The sequence below is a fragment of the Methylobacter sp. S3L5C genome, assembly GCF_022788635.1.
Lineage (GTDB): Bacteria > Pseudomonadota > Gammaproteobacteria > Methylococcales > Methylomonadaceae > Methylobacter_C.
In genome coordinates this window covers 2930215-2949861 of sequence record NZ_CP076024.1, presented here as the reverse complement: position 1 = coordinate 2949861, position 19647 = coordinate 2930215, and the positions used below count along the sequence as shown (strand labels likewise).

The window sequence follows — 19647 nt, the reverse complement described above, 5'->3', positions numbered from 1 at the left end:
GCCACCTTGCCCTAATTAAAATGAAAGTAGATTCAATATCTTTTTTGGAATCAAATTGTGGTAGAATTAGCAATTTTTTGCCAATCCATTCGGCGTTATTTATTTTATGATTAAACAGCGAACTTTAAAAAATACCATAAGAGCTACAGGCGTAGGATTACATACAGGCGATAAAGTAAATTTAACTTTACGGCCTGCTGAACCCAATACGGGGATCAGATTTCGCAGAGTGGATTTGGCCGAACCAGTGACTATTCAGGCAACACCAAAAAACGTTGGTGAAACTGTACTATCAACGACGTTGGTTGTCGGTGAGGTAAAGATTTCAACAATAGAGCATTTACTCTCGGCTTTTGCGGGATTAGGAATAGACAACGCTATTATTGATGTCGATGCGGCAGAAATACCGATCATGGACGGTAGCGCAGGGCCCTTTGTATTTTTGCTTCAAGCAGCCGGAGTTGAGGAGCAGGACTCCCCAAAACAATATATTCGAATCAAGCAAAGCATCAGGGTTGAAGATGACGATAAATGGGCTGAATTTAATCCATTCGAAGGCTTTAAAGTAACTTTTACGATTGACTTTGAGCATCCGGCTTTTGAAGAACATGTGAAAACAGCCACGATGGATTTTTCTTCAACTACTTTTGTTAAAGAAGTGAGTCGAGCAAGAACCTTTGGCTTCATGAAAGATATCGATATGCTAAGAGAAAACAATCTTGCTCTGGGTGGAAGTCTTGATAATGCTATAGTTGTTGATGATAATAAAATCCTCAACGAAGATGGACTCCGCTACGCTGATGAATTTGTAAAGCATAAAATTCTTGACGCGATTGGCGACTTATATTTGTTGGGACACAGCTTGATTGGTGAATTTACCGGCTATAAATCAGGTCACGGCTTAAATAATAAATTACTTCGTACCTTATTGGATAACAAAGATGCCTGGGAAATGGTTACTTTTTCTGATGAAGATGAAGCGCCAATTTCTTTTATGCGTTCCGCAGAATCTCCCCGATTGGATTCCTGATAAAGCGTAGAAAACCAGTTAAACCTTACTGGATAGCCTTTCCAGTGTTGTACTTAGTCTTAGCAGTGCAGATCTGAGTTGATTATCCGAAACTGTCAGGCCATGGTTTCGGATAACCTCTATTTTATCTATAGAGGGTATTTTTGCCTTCCGTTCAGTCCCTAAAAAAAGCCCTGTTTGACCGGAAATAATTTTGATTTGCAATATTTCAGCGGGCGCTCTGGTTAATGTTGCAGTAGAAGCAAGAATTACGCTTTTATAAAATCGTAACTGTGATGCCCATGCGGCAGAATCCGTATAAATCAGCAATTTTTTGTCCCTTATAAGACTATGCCGAACCTGTTTTGCCAATACTTCAGGCAAAACCGTCCGTATGCGTTGCAAAATTCGTTGTTGTTGCTCAATTTGCGTATAAAAAAAAGCTATCGTCCGATTTTGGAATGATAAAGACCTTTTAAATGGAGATGGTTTTTGGGGCATAACAGCGCGTGAAAAAAGTTATAAAGGAGTACAAAAAAATGCTTATTGTACTTTATGGTCGGTTACTGGACTGCTCACTCACTGGACTGCTCACTCACTGGAGCGATTGGTTTTTGTTGGAATTAATTATTAATGTCCTATAAATTAACTTTGCAAAGATATTGGTGAGCGAACATCCCGCAAGATTAACAGTACATTAATTCCGCTGTATTTTATTCGATTCGATTTTATTTTATTTTAAAGCCCAAAGAAACCAAACATAGCCCCAAACCAACAATCCATAATGTAGGAGGATCCGCATCAGTTTCGGGAGTAAATTGAGACGTTTGCGGAAACTATACGCATTAATCCTTTGTCGAGGCTGTCAAACTGGAGCGATACACTCGCATCAACGCAACAAAAGCCAGAAAATCATAAAATCCGTGAATAATGACAGGAATTAGCAAGTTTCTTTCACCACCATAATCTAAAGATAAACCTAAATAAAACCCAACTAAAGCCGCCAACACAGCATAAAGTGGTGTCACTGCGTGCACCAAGCCAAAAACAACATTACTAACAACCAATCCTGCTGTAAGACCCCACGCTCCCTCTATCCATGGTTGAATTACACCGCGAAACAGCAATTCTTCTGCTATTCCTGCTATTGCAGCCAGTAAAAATAAGTCTGTCCAACGATAACGATGTAATCCTGGCCCTAACGTATCCAGCAATAATTCCCTGATTTTGACGACTGATCCCCCCTGTATTTTTTCCAGCGCCAGAAACATCAAAAATAAAGGTATTGTCCCTATCAAGCCATAAGTAATGGCTGCTTCCGAAAAATAAATATTTTGAAACGGATTGATATCAGCAACCCACCCTAAAATAATGGCGACCAAAACCAGTGATGCCTCAAAATAACAGGCCGATTTAAAAAAATCATTAGATTTGAATGGAGATTTACTCATTGACTGTATTTGTAAAAATTAACAATGAGGCATTCTAAACAAAAATGGTTAAAATAGTTGTTTTAATTCATTATTACTCAATATCATGCAGTGTTTTATCTATAAAAGCCTGAAAAAAGACTACCTTTATTTGTATATAGTTAACAAAGATGATTTTTCAAAAGTGCCGGAAGCACTGCTTGGCAGTTTTGGAAAAATGGAATTTGTGATGAATATAGAGCTATCTCCAGATAGCAAGTTAGCGAGGGAAGATGCCATGAAAGTTATCGCCACCCTTAAGGAGTCAGGTTTTTTTGTACAGTTGCCACCGCAAAGAGAGACTGCGTAAACAGCATCACTCTTTGCTATCCTGGCCAAGAGACAGTCTGTTTACGCTTTTGGTAAAGTAACTCCGGTCTGCCCCTGATACTTGCCTGCCCTGTCTTTATAAGAAGTCTCACACACTTCATCGCTACCAAAAAAGAGCATTTGAGCAACACCTTCATTGGCATATATTTTTGCAGGAAGCGTTGTGGTATTGGAAAACTCTAATGTTACATGACCTTCCCATTCTGGTTCCAGCGGTGTAACGTTAACAATAATCCCGCAGCGAGCGTAAGTTGATTTGCCTAAACAGATAGTCAACACATCACGCGGGATCCGAAAAAACTCAACGGTGCGAGCTAACGCAAAAGAATTGGGTGGAATAATACAAACATCCGCTTTAACATCAACAAAGCTGTTTGAATCAAAGTTTTTGGGATCAACAATAGCAGAATTAATGTTGGTAAAAATCTTAAACTCGTCAGAGCAACGAACATCGTAGCCATAACTCGACGTGCCGTAAGAAATAACTCGCCCGTTTTCAGTATCCTTGACCTGACCACTTTCAAACGGTTCTATCATGCCGTGCTGTTGCGCCATCCGGCGTATCCACTTGTCCGACTTTATACTCATGAAATATTAATTACCTGATTTGTTAAATTATTTAATTTTTACATAGCGATGGATTAGGCTAAAGGCCAATCGCACCGTAGACATTATATCTCAAGTATTCTGCACCACAATATTGGGAAATCGGGTGCTAAAATCTTTGGTTTTTAATGCCAACATAGCTGCTGCCTTACGTGCAATTGTTTTATACATTTGGGCTGCTTGCCCATCAGGATCAGCAACTACGGTAGGTTTTCCTGAATCTGCACATTGTCGGATGGCAATATCCAGCGGTAGGGATCCCAAAAAATCCACCTTGTTTTTATCAGACATGGCAATACCGCCACCTTCCCCAAAAATAGCTTCTGCATGGCCACAGGCACTGCAAATATGCATACTCATATTTTCAACAATGCCCAATATTGGCACATTAACCTTTGCAAACATACCCAAGCCGCGCTGCGCGTCAATTAGAGAGATATCCTGAGGTGTCGTAACTATAATTGCACCACTAACAGGAATTTGTTGCGCCAAGGTCAATTGAATATCACCGGTACCCGGCGGTAAATCAATGATTAAATAATCGACATCAACCCAGTTGGTATCTCTTAATAATTGCTGCAGGGTGTTGGTCGCCATTGGTCCTCGCCAAATCATCGGCTGACCGGCATCAATTAAATAACCAATTGACATGGTTTGCAACCCATAAGCCATTTTAGGCATCATGGTTTTGTTATCAACGCTTTCAGGTAAACCGGACAAGCCCAACATGGTTGGAATACTGGGACCATAAATATCAGCATCAAGTATACCTACATTAGCGCCTTCTGCCGCCAATGCCAACGCAATATTAACTGCCGTCGTTGACTTACCTACCCCACCTTTCCCGGAAGCGACAGCAATAATATTTTTTATATTAACCTGAGGTTTTAAGGCTTGCTGCACAGCATGAGAAAGAATTTTTACAGTAACGTCAACAGTAACAGACTCGACTCCGTCCAGCGTTCTCAAAAGCTGCTCAACAGCGACTTTTAGGTCATTCATAGTGCTTTTTGCAGGATACCCCAACTCCAGATTAACATTGATGTTGGCACCGTCTATTTTAATGGCTTTAACGGATTTGGCGGTAACCAGATCGACACCATGATTAGGATCAATAAATGTCCTTAAAAGATTTTCTACAGCCGTTTTTTCCAGGTGTCCCATGCTTATTCCCTCAGTAATTTTAGTCGATACGACTTGTAAGTAAATTCAATTTTAACCACTGAACCCACTTAAGATAATGAGTATTCTACAGTTTTTTTAATAAAATTTATTTTTTAGCGATGTTCTATTCTCTAGCAGCGTTAATTTTATGCGATAATCACCTAATTGTTTGTTTTCATAGCCCTTAATCCTTTGCATCATGTCAGATAGAAAAATTCTCGTCACCAGCGCCCTACCCTATGCCAACGGTCCAATTCATTTAGGTCATCTGGTTGAATATATTCAAACCGATGTCTGGGTGCGATTCCAAAAACAACGTGGTAACCAATGTTATTTTGTTTGCGCGGATGATACTCACGGCACACCTATTATGCTAAAGGCTGATCGGGAGGGTATTACCCCTGAACAGCTCATCGCCCAGGTGGGTAAAGAGCACTTAGCTGATTTTACTGAATTTGGCGTGGAGTTTGATAATTATCATAGTACTCACTCCGAAGAAAACCGAAGCTTTTCATCGCTTATCTATACACGTTTGCGGGATGCCGGACATATCAGTTCACGGACGATTACCCAAGCCTATGATCCGGTTAAAAACATGTTTTTGTCCGACCGCTTTATTAAAGGTGAATGTCCAAAATGCGGGGCGGCTGATCAATACGGCGATGGTTGTGAAGTATGCGGTGCAACCTATTCCCCAACTGACCTCAAAAATGCGGTTTCCGCTATTTCTGGCGCTAAACCTGTTGAAAAAGACTCTGTACATTACTTTTTTAATCTGGCTGATTTTACCGAAATGCTTAGAGAATGGACCAGCGCCGGTCATTTGCAAGCAGAAGTGCGTAATAAGTTGGCAGAATGGTTAGAGGGTGGCTTGCAACAATGGGATATTTCCCGCGACGCACCTTATTTTGGCTTTGAAATTCCGGATGCTCCAGGAAAATATTTTTATGTGTGGCTGGATGCTCCGATAGGTTACATGGCCAGTTTTAAAAATCTATGTACCAAACAAGGGCTGAATTTTGATGACTTTTGGGCACTGGACAGCAGTGCAGAGCTATACCATTTTATCGGTAAAGACATTATTTATTTCCACGCTTTGTTTTGGCCGGCAATGTTAAACGGTGCTCAATTTAGAACACCTACTGCGATTTTTGCGCACGGTTTTTTAACTGTCAATGGCGAAAAAATGTCCAAATCCCGTGGTACTTTTATTACGGCAAGAACTTATCTGGAACACTTAAACCCGGAATACCTGCGTTATTATTTTACCGCCAAACTCAGTGCGGGCATTGATGATATAGACTTAAACTTTGATGATTTCAGTCAACGAGTTAACTCAGACCTGGTCGGTAAAGTTGTTAATATTGCCAGCCGATGCAGCGGTTTTATCAGCAAACGTTTTGCCAATAAACTATCTGCCAACTGCCCGGAACCGGTTTTATTTCAAGACTTTATCAACACTAACGAGCAAATTGCCGAGTTTTATGAAACCCGTGAGTTTGGTAAAGCCATGCGTGAAATTATGGCGCTGGCAGATAAAGCCAACCAATATATTGATGAAAAGAAGCCCTGGTTGATTGCCAAACAGGAAGGTAGTGACACAGAATTACACGATGTTTGCTCAATGGGTATTAACCTGTTCTGCTTACTGACGGCTTATCTTAAACCGGTCATTCCGGCTTTGGTAAAGGAAGCTGAAAGCTTTTTAAATATAGACTCACAAGCTTGGCCAACTGCCACTCTACAGCCCTTGTTAAATCTCGCCGTTAATGAATTTAAACCATTAATGACCCGGGTTGAAGCAGATAAAATTACTGCGATTGTTGAAGCTTCAAAAGATAACCTGGAAAAAGCCGTTGATCAACAGACTCCCGTTAAACCCGAGAAAAAATTTGAACCTATAGCCGAAACCATCCAATTTGATGATTTTGCCAAACTGGATTTACGTATTGCCAAAATCATCAAAGCCAATCATGTAAAAGACTCGGATAAATTACTGCAACTAACCGTTGATATTGGAGATGAAACCCGCAATATATTGGCTGGCATTAAATCAGCTTACGCACCGGAAGATCTGGAAGGTAAATTAACCCTCGTCATTGCTAATCTTGCACCCAGAAAAATGCGTTTTGGGATCTCTGAAGGCATGGTATTAGCAGCAGGCCCTGGCGATAAAGATATTTGGATTTTAAGCCCTGACGAAGGAGCCGTTGCAGGAATGCGTGTAAAATGAGACTGATGCTGGATTGTTAAATAAAACAATCTCTATTCCGCACCCATTATAAATACCAATATTAATCAAGCCTATTTATGACGGGTGCGGAATGTGTGATCAATGCGCTTCCTCTCAATAGACGGTAAACGTTTGACGACCAACTCTTCCAAGGCATTTCTTTGACAAGATCAGCAATAAAAAACGTAAATACTCCGTTTTTTGCCAAAAAAATTATTACATTACCATTTAACAAAAGCAGAACTTTAAAAGTATTCCACTGGCTGTACAGATTTTATTTTTCTTCTTTTGCTAATTTTTCAGATTCTGAAATAACTGCAGAATAACATTCCATTAAACTTTCAGTGTAATTAGTATGTGCTTCAGCAAGATCTTTAGCTGACCCAAAATCAACACGCAATTCTTCCAGCGTCTTTTTAGGATCTCCAGAATTGGTTAACGTCAACATTTTTGTATAGTTACGATAAGCTGTCATACGAGTAGGGTCAAAAGCAAAAATACCGGGCATATTTTGTGCAGTTGTATCTACGACACATTTAGTCATATATTCAGGTGTTATTTTATAATCCTTAATATCAGCCTCTTTCTGCATTTGTTCTAATACGGCTTGTTCATATTGATTTTTATCAGCGCAAGCCGGAAGTATTAATACGGATAGGGAAATTAGTAGTAGTTTTTTCATGTGAGTTACCATTATTTAGTAAAAATGCAATATGCGGAATTTATACGAATGTAAGCCCGGTTCAAGATAAAAGGTTGGAAATTACTTAAGTCCTTAATCCATCGCCTTCATTGCTTGCGTTATCCAGCCTTCAGCTTCAGCATTAATATCTGCAGCTTTACGTCCTTTAGTTTCAATCATCGGGCCAATTTTCACTTTGATGACTCCTGGATATTTAAAAAAACTATAGCGAGGCCAATAATCACCGGCGTTATGCGCGATGGGAATAATGGGAAAACCCGTTTTTTGAGCCAGAATGGCACCGCCAATATTAAACTTCAAAACTTCCCTGGCTGGGGCGCGAGTGCCTTCCGGAAAAATCAGCACCGATAAGCCCTGATTTAAATATTCAGCACCGTCTTTGAGTAAAACACGTAATGAAGCTCGTTGGTTTTTCCTGTCTATCACGATGGATTTTAATGTGAGTAGAGACCAGCCCCAAATCGGCAGAAATAATAATTCTCGCTTTATGACAACGGAATGCGGCGGCAGAATATATCGTAATGCCAGTGTTTCCCATGCTGACTGATGATTACTTAATAAAATTGCCGGTTGCTGTGGATTGATATTTTCCAGCCCTTCTATTTCGTAGGTTAAGCCGCAAAAAACCTTGGTCATCCAGCCGATAATAGCACACCAAATATAACCTATTTTCCAGCGTATTTTAAAGGTCGTTAGCATACCTAAAATAAGTAATATACCAACGATAGTGGCGGTAATAAAAATACCCAGAAATAACAACACCGAGCCCAGGTAATTTTTAGGCCGCGTGTCTTGATGTAATGTATTTTGCTGCGTCATATAAGTTTTCAAAAACAAGAATGTTGAGTTGTTGATTATTTAGCAAAGTTTTTTGTCCTTTGCCGGTTTTAACCAGTATTGGCTGAGCACCAACAGCCTCGGCGGCTTGCAAATCACGCAAGGAATCACCAATGACTGAAACCGTCGTTAAATCGGCATTAAAATCAGCCGCAAAGGCTTTTAGTAAACCCGACTTGGGTTTACGGCATTCACAAGCACTATCCGCACCGTGTGGACAATAATAAATGGCAGTAATATCACCGCCTTTTTCACTGACCAAACGGCGCATTTTAGTGTGTATTTTTCCCAGCATAGCTTCATCAAACAAGCCTCGCGCAACACCTGATTGATTGGTAACAACAATGACTTGGTAGCCCTGTGTATTAAGCAAGGCAATCGCTTCAAGACTCCCTTCAATCGGCAGCCACTCATCGGGAGATTTGATAAAGGCATCGGAATCGTGATTAATCACACCATCCCGATCCAGTAAAATATAACGTTTTTTAAGCATGAGTATTTATTTACGCAAGCCGATTTTTAGGGTAACAATATTGTTTGTTGGGTTAAGCACTAGTTGTAACCCAACAACACCGCATCAAGATTGCAACCTGGAAATATCCGCACAAGTTAAAAACTGTTCCGATAACATATTAAGCAAAGCCAAGCGATTAGCGCGTAAATCAAGATCATCGCACATCACCATAACACTATCAAAAAACGTATCGACATCTTGGCGTAAAGCCGCTAAACGAGTTAGTGTTGCCGCATAATCATGCTCGGCAAGTAGCGGAGTAATGGCGATAGCGGCGAGCTTTGCGCTAGCCAACAATTGCAATTCGGCAGGCTCAACCAAAGTACCTACCGTCGTTACTGGCGATGACTCTGATTTTTTTAGAATATTGTGTATGCGTTTATTGGCAGAGGCAAGGCTTTCGGCTTCGGGTAACTGTCTAAAAGCTTTAACAGCCGCCAAGCGTTGCATGAAATCCAAAGGATCAACCGGTTTCACTGTCATCACCGCATCAAATTCATCGGCGCTATAACCTTTATCCAAACAATAGCCTTTTAAACGGTCAAAAACAAAATCAATCACCGCCGTTTGAGTACCGGCAACATCAAATGAATGCGTGAACAGCTTAGAAGAAAAGGCTATTAATTCCCGAATATCGAGGGTTAACTTATTTTCAATCAGCGTGCGTAATGTGCCCAGGGCAGCGCGACGTAACGCATACGGGTCTTTATCGCCGGTCGGAATCATACCGGCACTAAAAATACCGGTAAGCGTGTCAATTTTTTCAGCAATCGCCAAAACTTGCCCGATTGGGCTGCTCGCAGTAGCACTGCCAGACTGTTTTGGAAAATACTGCTCTTCCAACGCCAACGCCACTTCAGCAGGTTCGTTATCAGCCAGTGCATAATAGCGGCCCATAAGACCTTGTAGATTGCCAAATTCGCCGACCATTTCCGTCATTAAATCAGTTTTTGCTAACAAAGCGGCACGTTTTGCCAAGGTAACATCGGCATTGAAACGCAGGGCAATAAATTCGGCAAGCTTGCTGACTCGTTGCGATTTTTCGGCAACGGTGCCTAATTTTTCTTGAAAAACAATGGTTGATAAACTTTCAACCCTATCCGCCAGTGATTTTTTTCTATCCTGTTTCCAGAAAAATTCAGCATCTGCAAGTCGCGGTGTAACCACCCGTTCATTACCGTGTTGTATGGATTCGGGCCGGCTACTTTCAATATTACTAAAAGTAATAAAATTCGCCAATAAACCACCCTCCGCATTTTTAACCGGGAAGTATTTCTGGTTGGTTTGCATGGTGGTAATTAACACTTCTGCGGGCAAATCAAGAAATCGCGGATCAAAACATCCGGTAATCGGTACCGGCCATTCATTTAAAGCGGCAATTTCTTCCAGCAAATCGTCTTCTATGTAAGCAATACCGTTGACCGCTAAAGCTGCGGCTTGTGCCGCCTTACGAATCAGCTCTTTTCTTTGTTCAAAATCAACAATCACTTTACCTTGCTGATACAAGAGGTCTTGATAGGTTTCAGGATTGCTAATAGTCAATTTTTCTGGTGCATGGAAGCGGTGTCCCTGCGTAGTCACACCCGTTTCCAAACCTAAAATTTCCGTATTAATAACACTATCGCCGTACAGTAAAACTGCCCAGTGTACGGGCCTGACAAATTCTGTATTAAAACTACCCCAGCGCATCCTTTTGGCAATGGGTAATCCGGCAATACTTTGACGAATGATATCCGGGATTAAAGCTTCTGTTGGCTGCCCTTTAACCACTTGGGTAAAACTGAGCCATTCACCTTTATCTGTTTTTAAGCGTTCCAGTTGCTCAAAAGTCGTGCCACAACTCAGCGCAAAACCCAAAGCTGCTTTGCTGGGTGCGCCATCCGGCCCAAAAGCGGCTTGTATCGCGGGCCCACGTTTTTCGACGGTTTTATCCGGTTGCGCTGTTGACAGATTTCCAATCAAAACCGCCAGGCGTCTGGGGGTCGCATAAGCTTTACTGGCGGTAAATGTTAGTTCGGCGGCCTGTAAACCTTGAACAATACCGTCCAGCAAGGCATTGCTTAGTTTAAGCAAGTTTTTGGGAGGAAGCTCTTCCGAACCTAATTCAAAAAGTAAATGTTTGCTTGTTGTCATTTTATGCTCCTTGCCCTGTCAACATCGGAAATCCCAGTGATTCGCGGCGAGCATAATAGGCTTCAGCGACGGCTCTGGATAAAGTACGAACCCTTAAAATATAGCGTTGGCGCTCGGTTACCGAAATCGCATGGCGTGCATCCAGCAAGTTAAACGTGTGTGATGCTTTTAATACCATTTCGTAAGCAGGCAATGGCAGATTGAGTTCAATCAATTTTTGGCATTCTTGCTCGTAAGTATTAAAACACTGAAACATAAAATCAACATTGGCATGATCAAAATTGTAAGCTGACATTTCAACTTCATTTTGATGAAATACATCACCATAAGTAACCACACCAAATGGGCCATTCGTCCAAACCAGATCATAAACACTTTTAACGCCCTGCAAATACATGGCAATGCGTTCAAGACCGTAGGTAATTTCTCCGGTAACAGGTCTGCATTCCAAACCGCCTATTTGCTGAAAATAAGTAAACTGGGTGACTTCCATGCCATTTAACCAAACTTCCCAACCCAATCCCCAGGCACCCAAGGTAGGAGATTCCCAATTATCTTCAACAAAACGAATATCGTGTTCGAGTAAATCAAGACCTAAATGACGTAACGAACCGAGATACAGCTCCTGAATATTATCCGGCGATGGTTTTAAAACCACCTGAAACTGATAATAATGCTGTAGGCGATTGGGATTTTCACCAAAGCGACCGTCTGTAGGACGGCGGGACGGCTGAACGTAGGCAGCATTCCAGGGTTCAGGACCTATAGCCCGCAAAAAAGTAGCCGGGTGAAAGGTTCCTGCTCCGACTTCCTGATCTAAAGGTTGTAATAAAATACAACCCTGACTTGACCAATAGTCTTGTAAGGCCAGAATAAGCCCCTGAAAAGTTGATGAATCGTTGTTTGTATTCGACACGGCTTCTACACTTTAGGCAGTAAAAAAGGCTCAATTATAGCTTAAAAATGTTTTTGTCGTTATGGTTTGGAAGCAGATAGTGATCTCAGAAGAAACATCTGATGACGCTACGCAAATTACCCATCCATGCCAAAATAAAAACCACAGTAATTACTCTTTAACCTCTTTCCCTTTAATATAATACTAACCATATGATTTTTATATATAATAAAGTAAATATTCGGCAAACAATATTGCCAATCAGCAGATATAATGATAAGTTAATTAGAGTATACTTAAGCTAAATCCGGACAAAATAATGAATAACATACATTGGCTTGCTAAAATAGCCACTACCTAATGAGCTTGATTGTCGGTATTTTGCTTGCTGCTGGGGCCAGTCGACGCTTTGGTGCAGACAAACTGACTCAAATCTTACCCAATGGCGAATTGGTAGCAGTACAAGCCTGCCGCAACCTGTTAGCTGGCACAGACAGCGTGCTCGCGGTAGTGCGACCAGGCAGCAAACGTCTGGCGACTGTATTACGGGCCGAAGGTGCAAGCGTTGTAACGTGCACTGACGCCGAACAAGGTATGAGCAGGAGCCTTATTTTCGGCATACGCTCCTGCCCCGACGCTACCGGCTGGTTAATTGGCCTGGCGGACATGCCGTGGATAGATCCAGTGACGATAAGTCAGGTGGCGAATGCACTTCGCTTGGGTGCAACTATCGCTGCTCCCTCTTGGCAGGGGCGGCGTGGCCACCCGGTAGGTTTTTCACAAGCCCTAGGTCCTGAATTGACTACTTTAAAGGGTGATGAAGGTGCCAAGATCCTGATTCAAAGCTACCTTGAACAGCTTCAAATTATTACCTGCAATGATTCGGGCATACTTTGTGACATAGACAAACCGGAAGATTTGAACCCTTCAAAAAAATTTAAAAAACACTCATGATCAAGAATATTCTCGACCTTCAGTTGGAACTGCGCGAACAGCGGCGTCCTTACGCACTGGCAACCGTAGTAGAAATACTGGGATCATCTTCTGCCAAACCTGCGGCCAAGGCACTCATCAACCTCTCAGGCAAAGTTATTGCCGGTTGGGTTGGTGGCGGCTGCGCGCAATCCATGGTGTCAGAAACAGCGCTTAAATGCTTTGAAACAGGAGAACCTGGCATGATTGAAATAGACCTGAACGATGAAGTTTTTGGTGCTGGCATGCCCTGTGGTGGCAGTATGCGGGTGTACGTAGAACCCATTATGCCAAAACCCTTGCTCTGGCTAATGGGCCATGGCCGTATCGTGGAAAGTCTTTGTGAATTTGCCAACCAATTAGGCTTTGAAGTGATCGTCAATGATCCACAAGCCAGGGTAGAACACTTTCCTACTGCCTACCGTATCATTAATGATGATTGCCGCTATCAAAAATTACAGCCGCAATCAGGCGACTTCGTTGTCATAGCAACCCATCACAAAGGAGACTACGACTCCCTGACGCGAGTCCTGCAATCTGAAGCCCTATATATTGCGCTGGTTTCCAGTCGTAAGCGGGCAAAACTTGTATTGGAGCGCTTGGGACTGGAAGGTTTCCCGGAGTCCAGTTTAGCCAAAGTACGTGCCCCCGCAGGCCTTGACTTGGGAGCGAAACTGCCGGAAGAAATAGCCTTGTCTATCGCCAGTGAAATGATACTGGTAAGACGCGGTGGGCAGGGTAACCTGTTAAGTAAAAGACTGTCGACAACAGACTATAACCAGCCGATTAAAATAACATCAACCGTTACTTAATCGTATTTACTGCCTGATATGACCCGTGTAATATTCAACTAATACACCGCGAACATCTACACGATGTTGCACAGCGGCTCTTTACTCCATCTATCGAAAAGAGAATCACCATATGACCACACTCAATATCAATGGTAAAAGCCATAAGATTGATTTGCCGACAGATACGCCGCTACTTTGGGCCTTGCGTGACTACGTCGGACTGACTGGAACAAAATTTGGCTGCGGGATGTCCTTGTGCGGAGCCTGTACCATACACCTTGACGGACAACCAGTTCGTGCCTGTGTGACACCTATTTCAGCTGCCGTAGGCAAAGTAATCGTTACTATCGAAGCTATCGATCAGGATGCCATCGGGAAAAAAATTCAGGAAGCCTGGCTGGCATTAGGGGTACCGCAATGCGGTTATTGTCAGTCTGGCCAAATAATGGCGGCCACTGCTCTGCTCAAACAAAAACCTGATCCTACCGATGCTGATATTGACACGGCAATGAGCGGTAATATTTGCCGATGCGGCACTTATCCCCGGATACGTAGCGCAATTAAACAAGCCGCCGGAATAAAGGAGCTCAAGTCATGAAAAAGCCAATGGATTCTATTAAATTGAATGTCAATTTGGGTAATGTAGACGGTAACATAGAGATAACGAATATCAGTCGACGCGCTTTTATTAAAAATATGGCGCTTACCGGATTTGTTCTGGCAGCAGGGTTTCCGTCGCTGACTAAAGCCGACGAAATTACCCCACCCACAGAAAAAGGCAAATACGGGGCCGATGGCATGCCGAACGGCTGGGTAGACAACCCCCTTATATTTGTTGCAATTGCAGCAGACGGTATTGTTACCATCGTTTGTCACCGTTCTGAAATGGGCCAGGGCGTTCGTACCAGCTTACCTATGGTGGTAGCTGACGAACTTGAAGCCGACTGGAAACAGGTCCGTGTCGAGCAGGCACCCGGCAATGAACCTCGTTATGGTAACCAGGATACCGATGGCTCCCGCAGTATGCGCCATTTTTTCCTGCCCATGCGGCGAGTTGGCGCTGCAGCACGTACCATGCTTGAATCGGCAGCAGCCGCACAATGGAAAGTCCCAGTCAGGGAGGTTCGTGCCGAACAGCACCATGTCCTGCATCCGGCCACGGGAAGAACACTCGGCTACGGTCAGTTGGCCAAAGCAGCAGCAAAACTGCCAGTACCTGCCAGCGAAACATTACGCCTGAAAAATCCCGCTGACTTTCGCTATATCGGCAAAGGTAAAACAGCGCTTTATGACGGTAAGGACATGGTCACAGGCCAAGCCCAATACGGTATCGATACCCGTATTAAGGACATGCTTTATGCCGTAATCGCTCGCCCACCCGTATTTGGTGGCAAAGTGTTGAATTACGATGCCAAAGAAGCCCTTAAGGTGAAGGGCGTGTTAAGCGTGATCGAACTTAAAGGTAGCCCTATGCCAGCCAACTTCAACCCATTGGGTGGAATCGCCGTAATTGCCAACAATACCTGGGCAGCCATTCAGGGTAGAAAGGCTCTTAAGATTGAATGGGACAAAGGGCCTAATGGTACCTACGATTCTGTTACCTATAAAACCGAACTTGAAGCCGCTGCACGTAAACCGGGTAAAGTGGTTCGCAACAATGGTGACGTTGATGTCGCCTTGCAAGGCGCTGCTAAACGGGTAGAAGCTGAATATTATATCCCCCACCTGGCTCAGGCTCCTATGGAACCTCCGGCAGCTACAGCGCGGATAGTAAAAGGAAAATGTGAGATTTGGAGTTGCACCCAGGCACCACAAGTTTCTCGAGAGAGTGTGGCAAAATGGCTCAAGCTGGCCGAAGACGATGTCACTATCAATGTCTCTCTTTTAGGTGGTGGTTTTGGACGCAAATCCAAACCTGATTATGTCGTCGAAGCGGCACTATTATCGCAGGCTATGAAAGGTAAGCCGGTAAAAGTAACCTGGACCCGCGAAGACGACCTGCAACATTCTTACTTTCATACCGTTTCAATCGAGCGACTCGAGGCTGGATTGGACGCTCAAGGCAAAGCAGTTGCCTGGTTGCATAGAACCGTAGCACCGAGTATTTCCTCTACTTTTGGGCCCGACAGCAAGCACCAAACCCCTTCAGAACTGGGTATGGGTGCCATCAATGTGCCCTATGCCATTGCCAATTTACGCATCGAAAATCCGGAAGCAGAAGCGCACACCCGTATTGGCTGGTTTCGTTCGGTATACAATATTCCACATGCCTTCGCCATCCAGTCTTTTGTCACCGAATTGGCTATTGCAGCAGGACGCGATCCTAAAGATTTCATGCTTGAGCTGATTGGTCCTCCACGCCGTATTAATCCAGACACCCTTGGTGATACCTGGAATTATGGGGAATCACCCGAAATTTACCCGGTAGATACCGGACGTCTTCGTGGTGTCATCGAAGCGGCAGCAAAGGAATCAGGTTGGGGACGTACTCTACCCAAGGGGCATGGGCTAGGTATTGCCGCTCATTACAGCTTCGTCACTTACGTTGCCGTTGTGGTTGAAGTAAGCGTCGATGAGAGCGGAAAATTACGCATACCGCGTATTGATATAGCTGTTGATTGTGGGCCGCAAGTTAATCCGGAACGTATCCGTTCGCAAATTGAGGGAGCCTGTATTATGGGGGTCAGCTTGGCCACGCTGGGTGAAATCAGCTTTAAAGACGGCGCAGTAATGCAAGATAATTTCCATAACTACCAGCTCACCCGTATGGATGATGCACCCTATGAAATCAGGGTTCATCTGCTGCCGCCAACCGATTTCAATACGCCACTTGGCGGGGTCGGTGAACCAGGACTACCGCCAATTGCACCCGCATTATGCAACGCAATATTTGCGGCAACAGGCCAACGTATTCGTCAACTGCCTGTTATGGATCAGTTGCGAAAAGACTGATTATTTTTTCAAGGTCAAACAGGCGATAAGCTCTTTTGTTAAAGCTTATCGCCTGACTCAATCCCGCGTTAAAATAAATTATTTTTTATTCGAATAATCTCGAAGAAATGGTGTCTGTTAGCATCGAAATTATTTATTTGAAAATCTATAGAATAATCACTTAATGCCTCCTATCATCCGCTTCGATCAAGTATCGGTCACTGCCCACGAAAAAGTCATTCTAGCCAATATCAGTTTTGCTCTTTTTCAGGGAGAAAAAGCGGTGTTATATGGTAAATCCGGCTCAGGTAAGAGCAGTGTACTGAGAACCTTGTTGGGACTGCACCCGCTAAAATCTGGCAACGTTTACTTTCAAGAAAAACCGTTAACTCCGGCATCTATTCAAACCATTAGAAACTGTACCGCTTACATTGGGCAAGAACCGGTACTAGGCGCAGAAAGTGTGCGAGAAGCGCTGTTATTACCTTTTCAGTTTAAAGCGCATCGCGACCATAGACCTGATGACCAGCAACTGATTGAGGTATTACATCGGCTACAACTGCCTCCGGATATTTTAAACCGGCAAAGCAACCGTATTTCCGGCGGAGAAAAACAACGTATTGCTCTGGCACGTGGTCTGTTACTTGGAAAAACCTTGTATCTACTGGACGAAGTAACCAGCGCATTAGATGCCCAAAGTAAACAAGCCGTATTCGATGTTTTCTCGGATCCTCAGCTGACAGTTCTTTCAGTAGCTCACGACCCTGAATGGCTGGAACGCTGTGGTATTATTTTTGAACTTGACGCAGGTCAATTGACCGGGATAAAGCGGCATGGAAACACTTGATATTGCCCTGCCTCAGATGGTGCTACTCTATGGTCTCTGCTTACTTCCTTGGGTATTGCTTTGGCTCATCGGTCTGCACTTAAGTAGGGATATTGGCATCAGTATCCTGCGTATGAGCATTCAGTTAATGCTGGTTGGAGTTTATCTAAAAACACTATTTACACTTAATAATCCCTGGTTGAACGGCTTATGGATATTGGTGATGTTAATAGTCGCTGATTTAAGCATTCTAAAGCGAGCCGGACTTAAAGCACGCTATTTTGCTCTCGCTACTTTTACCGCTATTGCCTCCAGCATACTATTCTCAACTGCCTATCTGGTGATTTTGGTCATCCAACCAACACACTTTTATGATGCCCGTTATATCGTGCCGTTGGCTGGGATGATTCTCGGCAACTGTCTGCAAGGCAACGTCATTGCGTTGGAACGCTTTTATTCTGCTCTTCGCAAGAACGAGAACGAATATGCAACTTTTTTAATGCTGGGGGCAACACGTTGGGAAGCCGTGCGTCCATATTTTCGGGATGCCATCAAAGCGGCAATTAATCCAACTATCGCCAGCATGGCGACCATGGGATTGGTATCTCTACCAGGTATGATGACCGGACAAATTCTGGGTGGCAGTGAACCGTGGCTGGCAGTGAAATATCAAATTGCCATTATGGTCTGCATTTTCACCAGCACGACTATCGCCTGTATTATTAACTTGAAGTTCAGTCTAGCTATTGCCTTTAACGCATTTGATGTATTAAAAGATGAAGTTGTTAACAAGCCTTAACTTAACGCTGGCTTATTGATTCAGTCAAAAACCTCCGGCAAAGCCGGAGGCTTGAAAATGTGAACCGCTCAAAGCGGATTAATAATTATGCCACCTAAAGGTGACAATGCCTTAAAATAAATCGAGTTGTTCTATTCGTTTATACTCTTCTTCTTGATGCCTGATATAGTTTCGTACAGTGACTTCATCCCTGCCCACTGTTGAAACATAATATCCTCTTGCCCAAAAACTTTGTCCGGTGAAATTCTTTCTTCGCCCCATAAAAGTTCGTGCAATGGATATAGCGCTTTTACCCTTAATAAAGCCAACAACCTGTGATACTGAATATTTGGCTGTAATTGAGATTAGAATATGGACATGATCTGACATCAAATGTCCTTCCTCAATCTTGCATTCCTTTTGTAAGGCTAAATCTTTTAGTATTGATCCCAGATATTGCCTCAACTCCTTATAAAGGCTTTTTTTTCTATACTTTGGAATCCAGATTATATGGTATTTACATTCCCATTTTGTATGACTTAAACTCTCTGGTGAATTCATCGTTTGTTTCCTTATCTTTTGAACTTTAGGCGGTTCACAGATAGGGAGACTCTCGATGATTCCCGTAATTGTCAAACTTTATGAGTCCCTCAGCAGAGCTGGGGGTTTACTTATGATTAATTATCCAAGCTTTTTTTCCTGCCACTGACCCTCTACCCCAAAAACATTGTTGGGTATCGTTACACACTTATGGCTTTTTATTGCGCAAAAAAGCGATAACGATAACTCCTGTTAAATCAAAGTTGGATGGCTTAGCCAATAAATCGCTAAATCAGCACTGCACTTAAATCGTCCACCTCACAAAACTCTTATTTACTCCAGTATTTTCCGTGCTTGCCCAAATGACTGTGATGCTTTTTGACATCAAAACCTTTATCAAAAGTCAAACGCTGCTCGGGTGACAGTGAGATATAAAAAATCTTCGTGGCTGCCAAACGCAATTCCTCCCGGGCAATATGCTCTTTGGCAAAAGCCAGTTTCTTTTCCATTCGATCAGGTGCAGATAAACCGGTCAACGATTCCTCATTTTTTCGCTTCTCATCGCGATCCTTACGACCCTCATTGATCTTGCCAACCCATTCATTCCAGGCAGATTCTTGACCTGCACTGAGTTTTAGAGCTGATTTAAGTTCTGCCTGCTGCCGATCTCGTCTGTCCAAGTGGTCACACTTTTTGGCTTCTTCACTCACAGGTTTTAAGGTGTCAATACTGGCAGCATTTACTGTTTCAGCCAGTACGTTCGTACCTGATAATAAAACTGATATGGCAAGTGCCATTAGGGTAATTCTCATTGTATGTTTCATGGTTAATTCCTATGATGACTGGGATGGGCTAAATTCAAAGAACAGCGACTTCCTGCTCTTGGTTGCTACTTTAACCATGAAAAATGCAA

Annotated in this window: 20 protein-coding genes; 9 read left to right on the top strand and 11 right to left on the bottom strand. The window is 43.1% G+C overall.

Going from position 1 to position 19647, the window contains the following annotated elements; all coding sequences use genetic code 11:
* Nucleotides 1–106: 106 nt before the first annotated feature.
* Nucleotides 107–1030, top strand: coding sequence for a UDP-3-O-acyl-N-acetylglucosamine deacetylase (gene lpxC, locus KKZ03_RS13185; protein ID WP_243217292.1), 924 nt, complete (start codon nt 107–109; stop codon nt 1028–1030).
* An 18-nt stretch (nt 1031–1048) separates the two neighbouring features.
* Here the strand turns inward: lpxC and KKZ03_RS13180 are convergent, their stop codons facing one another.
* Together KKZ03_RS13180 and KKZ03_RS13175 are read right to left on the bottom strand one after the other, a co-directional pair.
* Nucleotides 1049–1510: a DUF721 domain-containing protein gene (locus KKZ03_RS13180; RefSeq protein ID WP_243217291.1), complete on the bottom strand. Its 462-nt coding sequence runs from the start codon at nt 1508–1510 to the stop codon at nt 1049–1051.
* Nucleotides 1511–1854: 344 nt separating this feature from the next.
* The gene (locus tag KKZ03_RS13175) at nt 1855–2460 is read right to left on the bottom strand and encodes a CPBP family intramembrane glutamic endopeptidase (protein WP_243217290.1); all 606 of its coding nucleotides are present in this window, start codon (nt 2458–2460) and stop codon (nt 1855–1857) included.
* An 85-nt stretch (nt 2461–2545) separates the two neighbouring features.
* Between KKZ03_RS13175 and KKZ03_RS13170 the strand changes: the two genes are divergently transcribed.
* Nucleotides 2546–2788, top strand: coding sequence for a YcgL domain-containing protein (locus KKZ03_RS13170; RefSeq protein ID WP_243217289.1), 243 nt, complete (start codon nt 2546–2548; stop codon nt 2786–2788).
* A 41-nt stretch (nt 2789–2829) separates the two neighbouring features.
* Here KKZ03_RS13170 and dcd read toward each other — a convergent pair whose 3' ends face one another.
* Together dcd and apbC are read right to left on the bottom strand one after the other, a co-directional pair.
* A complete protein-coding gene (gene dcd, locus KKZ03_RS13165; RefSeq protein ID WP_243217288.1) occupies nt 2830–3396 on the bottom strand; it encodes a dCTP deaminase in 567 nt (188 codons plus the stop codon).
* Nucleotides 3397–3486: 90 nt separating this feature from the next.
* A complete protein-coding gene (gene apbC / locus KKZ03_RS13160; protein WP_243217287.1) occupies nt 3487–4578 on the bottom strand; it encodes an iron-sulfur cluster carrier protein ApbC in 1092 nt (363 codons plus the stop codon).
* 199 nt (nt 4579–4777) lie between these two features.
* Between apbC and metG the strand changes: the two genes are divergently transcribed.
* Nucleotides 4778–6811: a methionine--tRNA ligase gene (gene metG, locus KKZ03_RS13155; protein WP_243217286.1), complete on the top strand. Its 2034-nt coding sequence runs from the start codon at nt 4778–4780 to the stop codon at nt 6809–6811.
* 274 nt (nt 6812–7085) lie between these two features.
* On the opposite strand, the gene KKZ03_RS13150 is transcribed toward metG, so the two are convergent.
* From KKZ03_RS13150 to glyQ, 5 genes are all read right to left on the bottom strand, one after another.
* Nucleotides 7086–7493 carry a hypothetical protein gene (locus KKZ03_RS13150; RefSeq protein ID WP_243217285.1) on the bottom strand — a complete coding sequence of 136 codons (408 nt, stop codon included), beginning with the start codon at nt 7491–7493 and terminating at the stop codon, nt 7086–7088.
* Nucleotides 7494–7586: 93 nt separating this feature from the next.
* A complete protein-coding gene (locus tag KKZ03_RS13145; protein WP_243217284.1) occupies nt 7587–8333 on the bottom strand; it encodes a 1-acyl-sn-glycerol-3-phosphate acyltransferase in 747 nt (248 codons plus the stop codon).
* A complete protein-coding gene (gene gmhB / locus KKZ03_RS13140; RefSeq protein ID WP_243217283.1) occupies nt 8293–8844 on the bottom strand; it encodes a D-glycero-beta-D-manno-heptose 1,7-bisphosphate 7-phosphatase in 552 nt (183 codons plus the stop codon). The genes KKZ03_RS13145 and gmhB overlap by 41 nt, the downstream gene beginning before the upstream one ends.
* A gap of 84 nt (nt 8845–8928) precedes the next feature.
* A complete protein-coding gene (glyS, locus tag KKZ03_RS13135; protein ID WP_243217282.1) occupies nt 8929–10998 on the bottom strand; it encodes a glycine--tRNA ligase subunit beta in 2070 nt (689 codons plus the stop codon).
* Nucleotide 10999: 1 nt separating this feature from the next.
* Nucleotides 11000–11914 carry a glycine--tRNA ligase subunit alpha gene (gene glyQ, locus KKZ03_RS13130; RefSeq protein WP_243217281.1) on the bottom strand — a complete coding sequence of 305 codons (915 nt, stop codon included), beginning with the start codon at nt 11912–11914 and terminating at the stop codon, nt 11000–11002.
* Between the two features lie 339 nt (nt 11915–12253).
* On the opposite strand from glyQ, the gene KKZ03_RS13125 reads away from it, so the two are divergent.
* From KKZ03_RS13125 to fetB, 6 genes are all read left to right on the top strand, one after another.
* Nucleotides 12254–12847, top strand: a complete 594-nt coding sequence (locus KKZ03_RS13125; RefSeq protein ID WP_243217280.1) for an NTP transferase domain-containing protein — start codon at nt 12254–12256, stop codon at nt 12845–12847.
* Nucleotides 12844–13677, top strand: a complete 834-nt coding sequence (locus KKZ03_RS13120) for an XdhC family protein (protein WP_243217279.1) — start codon at nt 12844–12846, stop codon at nt 13675–13677. The genes KKZ03_RS13125 and KKZ03_RS13120 overlap by 4 nt, the downstream gene beginning before the upstream one ends.
* Before the next feature lie 112 nt (nt 13678–13789).
* Nucleotides 13790–14257: a (2Fe-2S)-binding protein gene (locus KKZ03_RS13115; protein WP_243217278.1), complete on the top strand. Its 468-nt coding sequence runs from the start codon at nt 13790–13792 to the stop codon at nt 14255–14257.
* Entirely contained in the window at nt 14254–16611 is a 2358-nt protein-coding gene (locus KKZ03_RS13110; RefSeq protein ID WP_243217277.1) for a xanthine dehydrogenase family protein molybdopterin-binding subunit, read from the top strand. The genes KKZ03_RS13115 and KKZ03_RS13110 overlap by 4 nt, the downstream gene beginning before the upstream one ends.
* A 163-nt stretch (nt 16612–16774) precedes the next feature.
* Entirely contained in the window at nt 16775–17437 is a 663-nt protein-coding gene (locus KKZ03_RS13105) for an ATP-binding cassette domain-containing protein (protein WP_243217276.1), read from the top strand.
* The gene (fetB, locus tag KKZ03_RS13100; protein WP_243217275.1) at nt 17424–18215 is read left to right on the top strand and encodes an iron export ABC transporter permease subunit FetB; all 792 of its coding nucleotides are present in this window, start codon (nt 17424–17426) and stop codon (nt 18213–18215) included. Before KKZ03_RS13105 ends, fetB begins: the two co-directional genes overlap by 14 nt.
* Before the next feature lie 111 nt (nt 18216–18326).
* Here the strand turns inward: fetB and tnpA are convergent, their stop codons facing one another.
* Both tnpA and KKZ03_RS13090 read right to left on the bottom strand, forming a co-directional pair.
* Nucleotides 18327–18755 (bottom strand): IS200/IS605 family transposase, encoded by a 429-nt coding sequence (gene tnpA, locus KKZ03_RS13095; RefSeq protein WP_243217274.1) that lies wholly within the window; start codon nt 18753–18755, stop codon nt 18327–18329.
* Nucleotides 18756–19063: 308 nt separating this feature from the next.
* Nucleotides 19064–19558: a Spy/CpxP family protein refolding chaperone gene (locus KKZ03_RS13090; RefSeq protein WP_243217273.1), complete on the bottom strand. Its 495-nt coding sequence runs from the start codon at nt 19556–19558 to the stop codon at nt 19064–19066.
* Between the last annotated feature and the right edge of the window lie 89 nt (nt 19559–19647).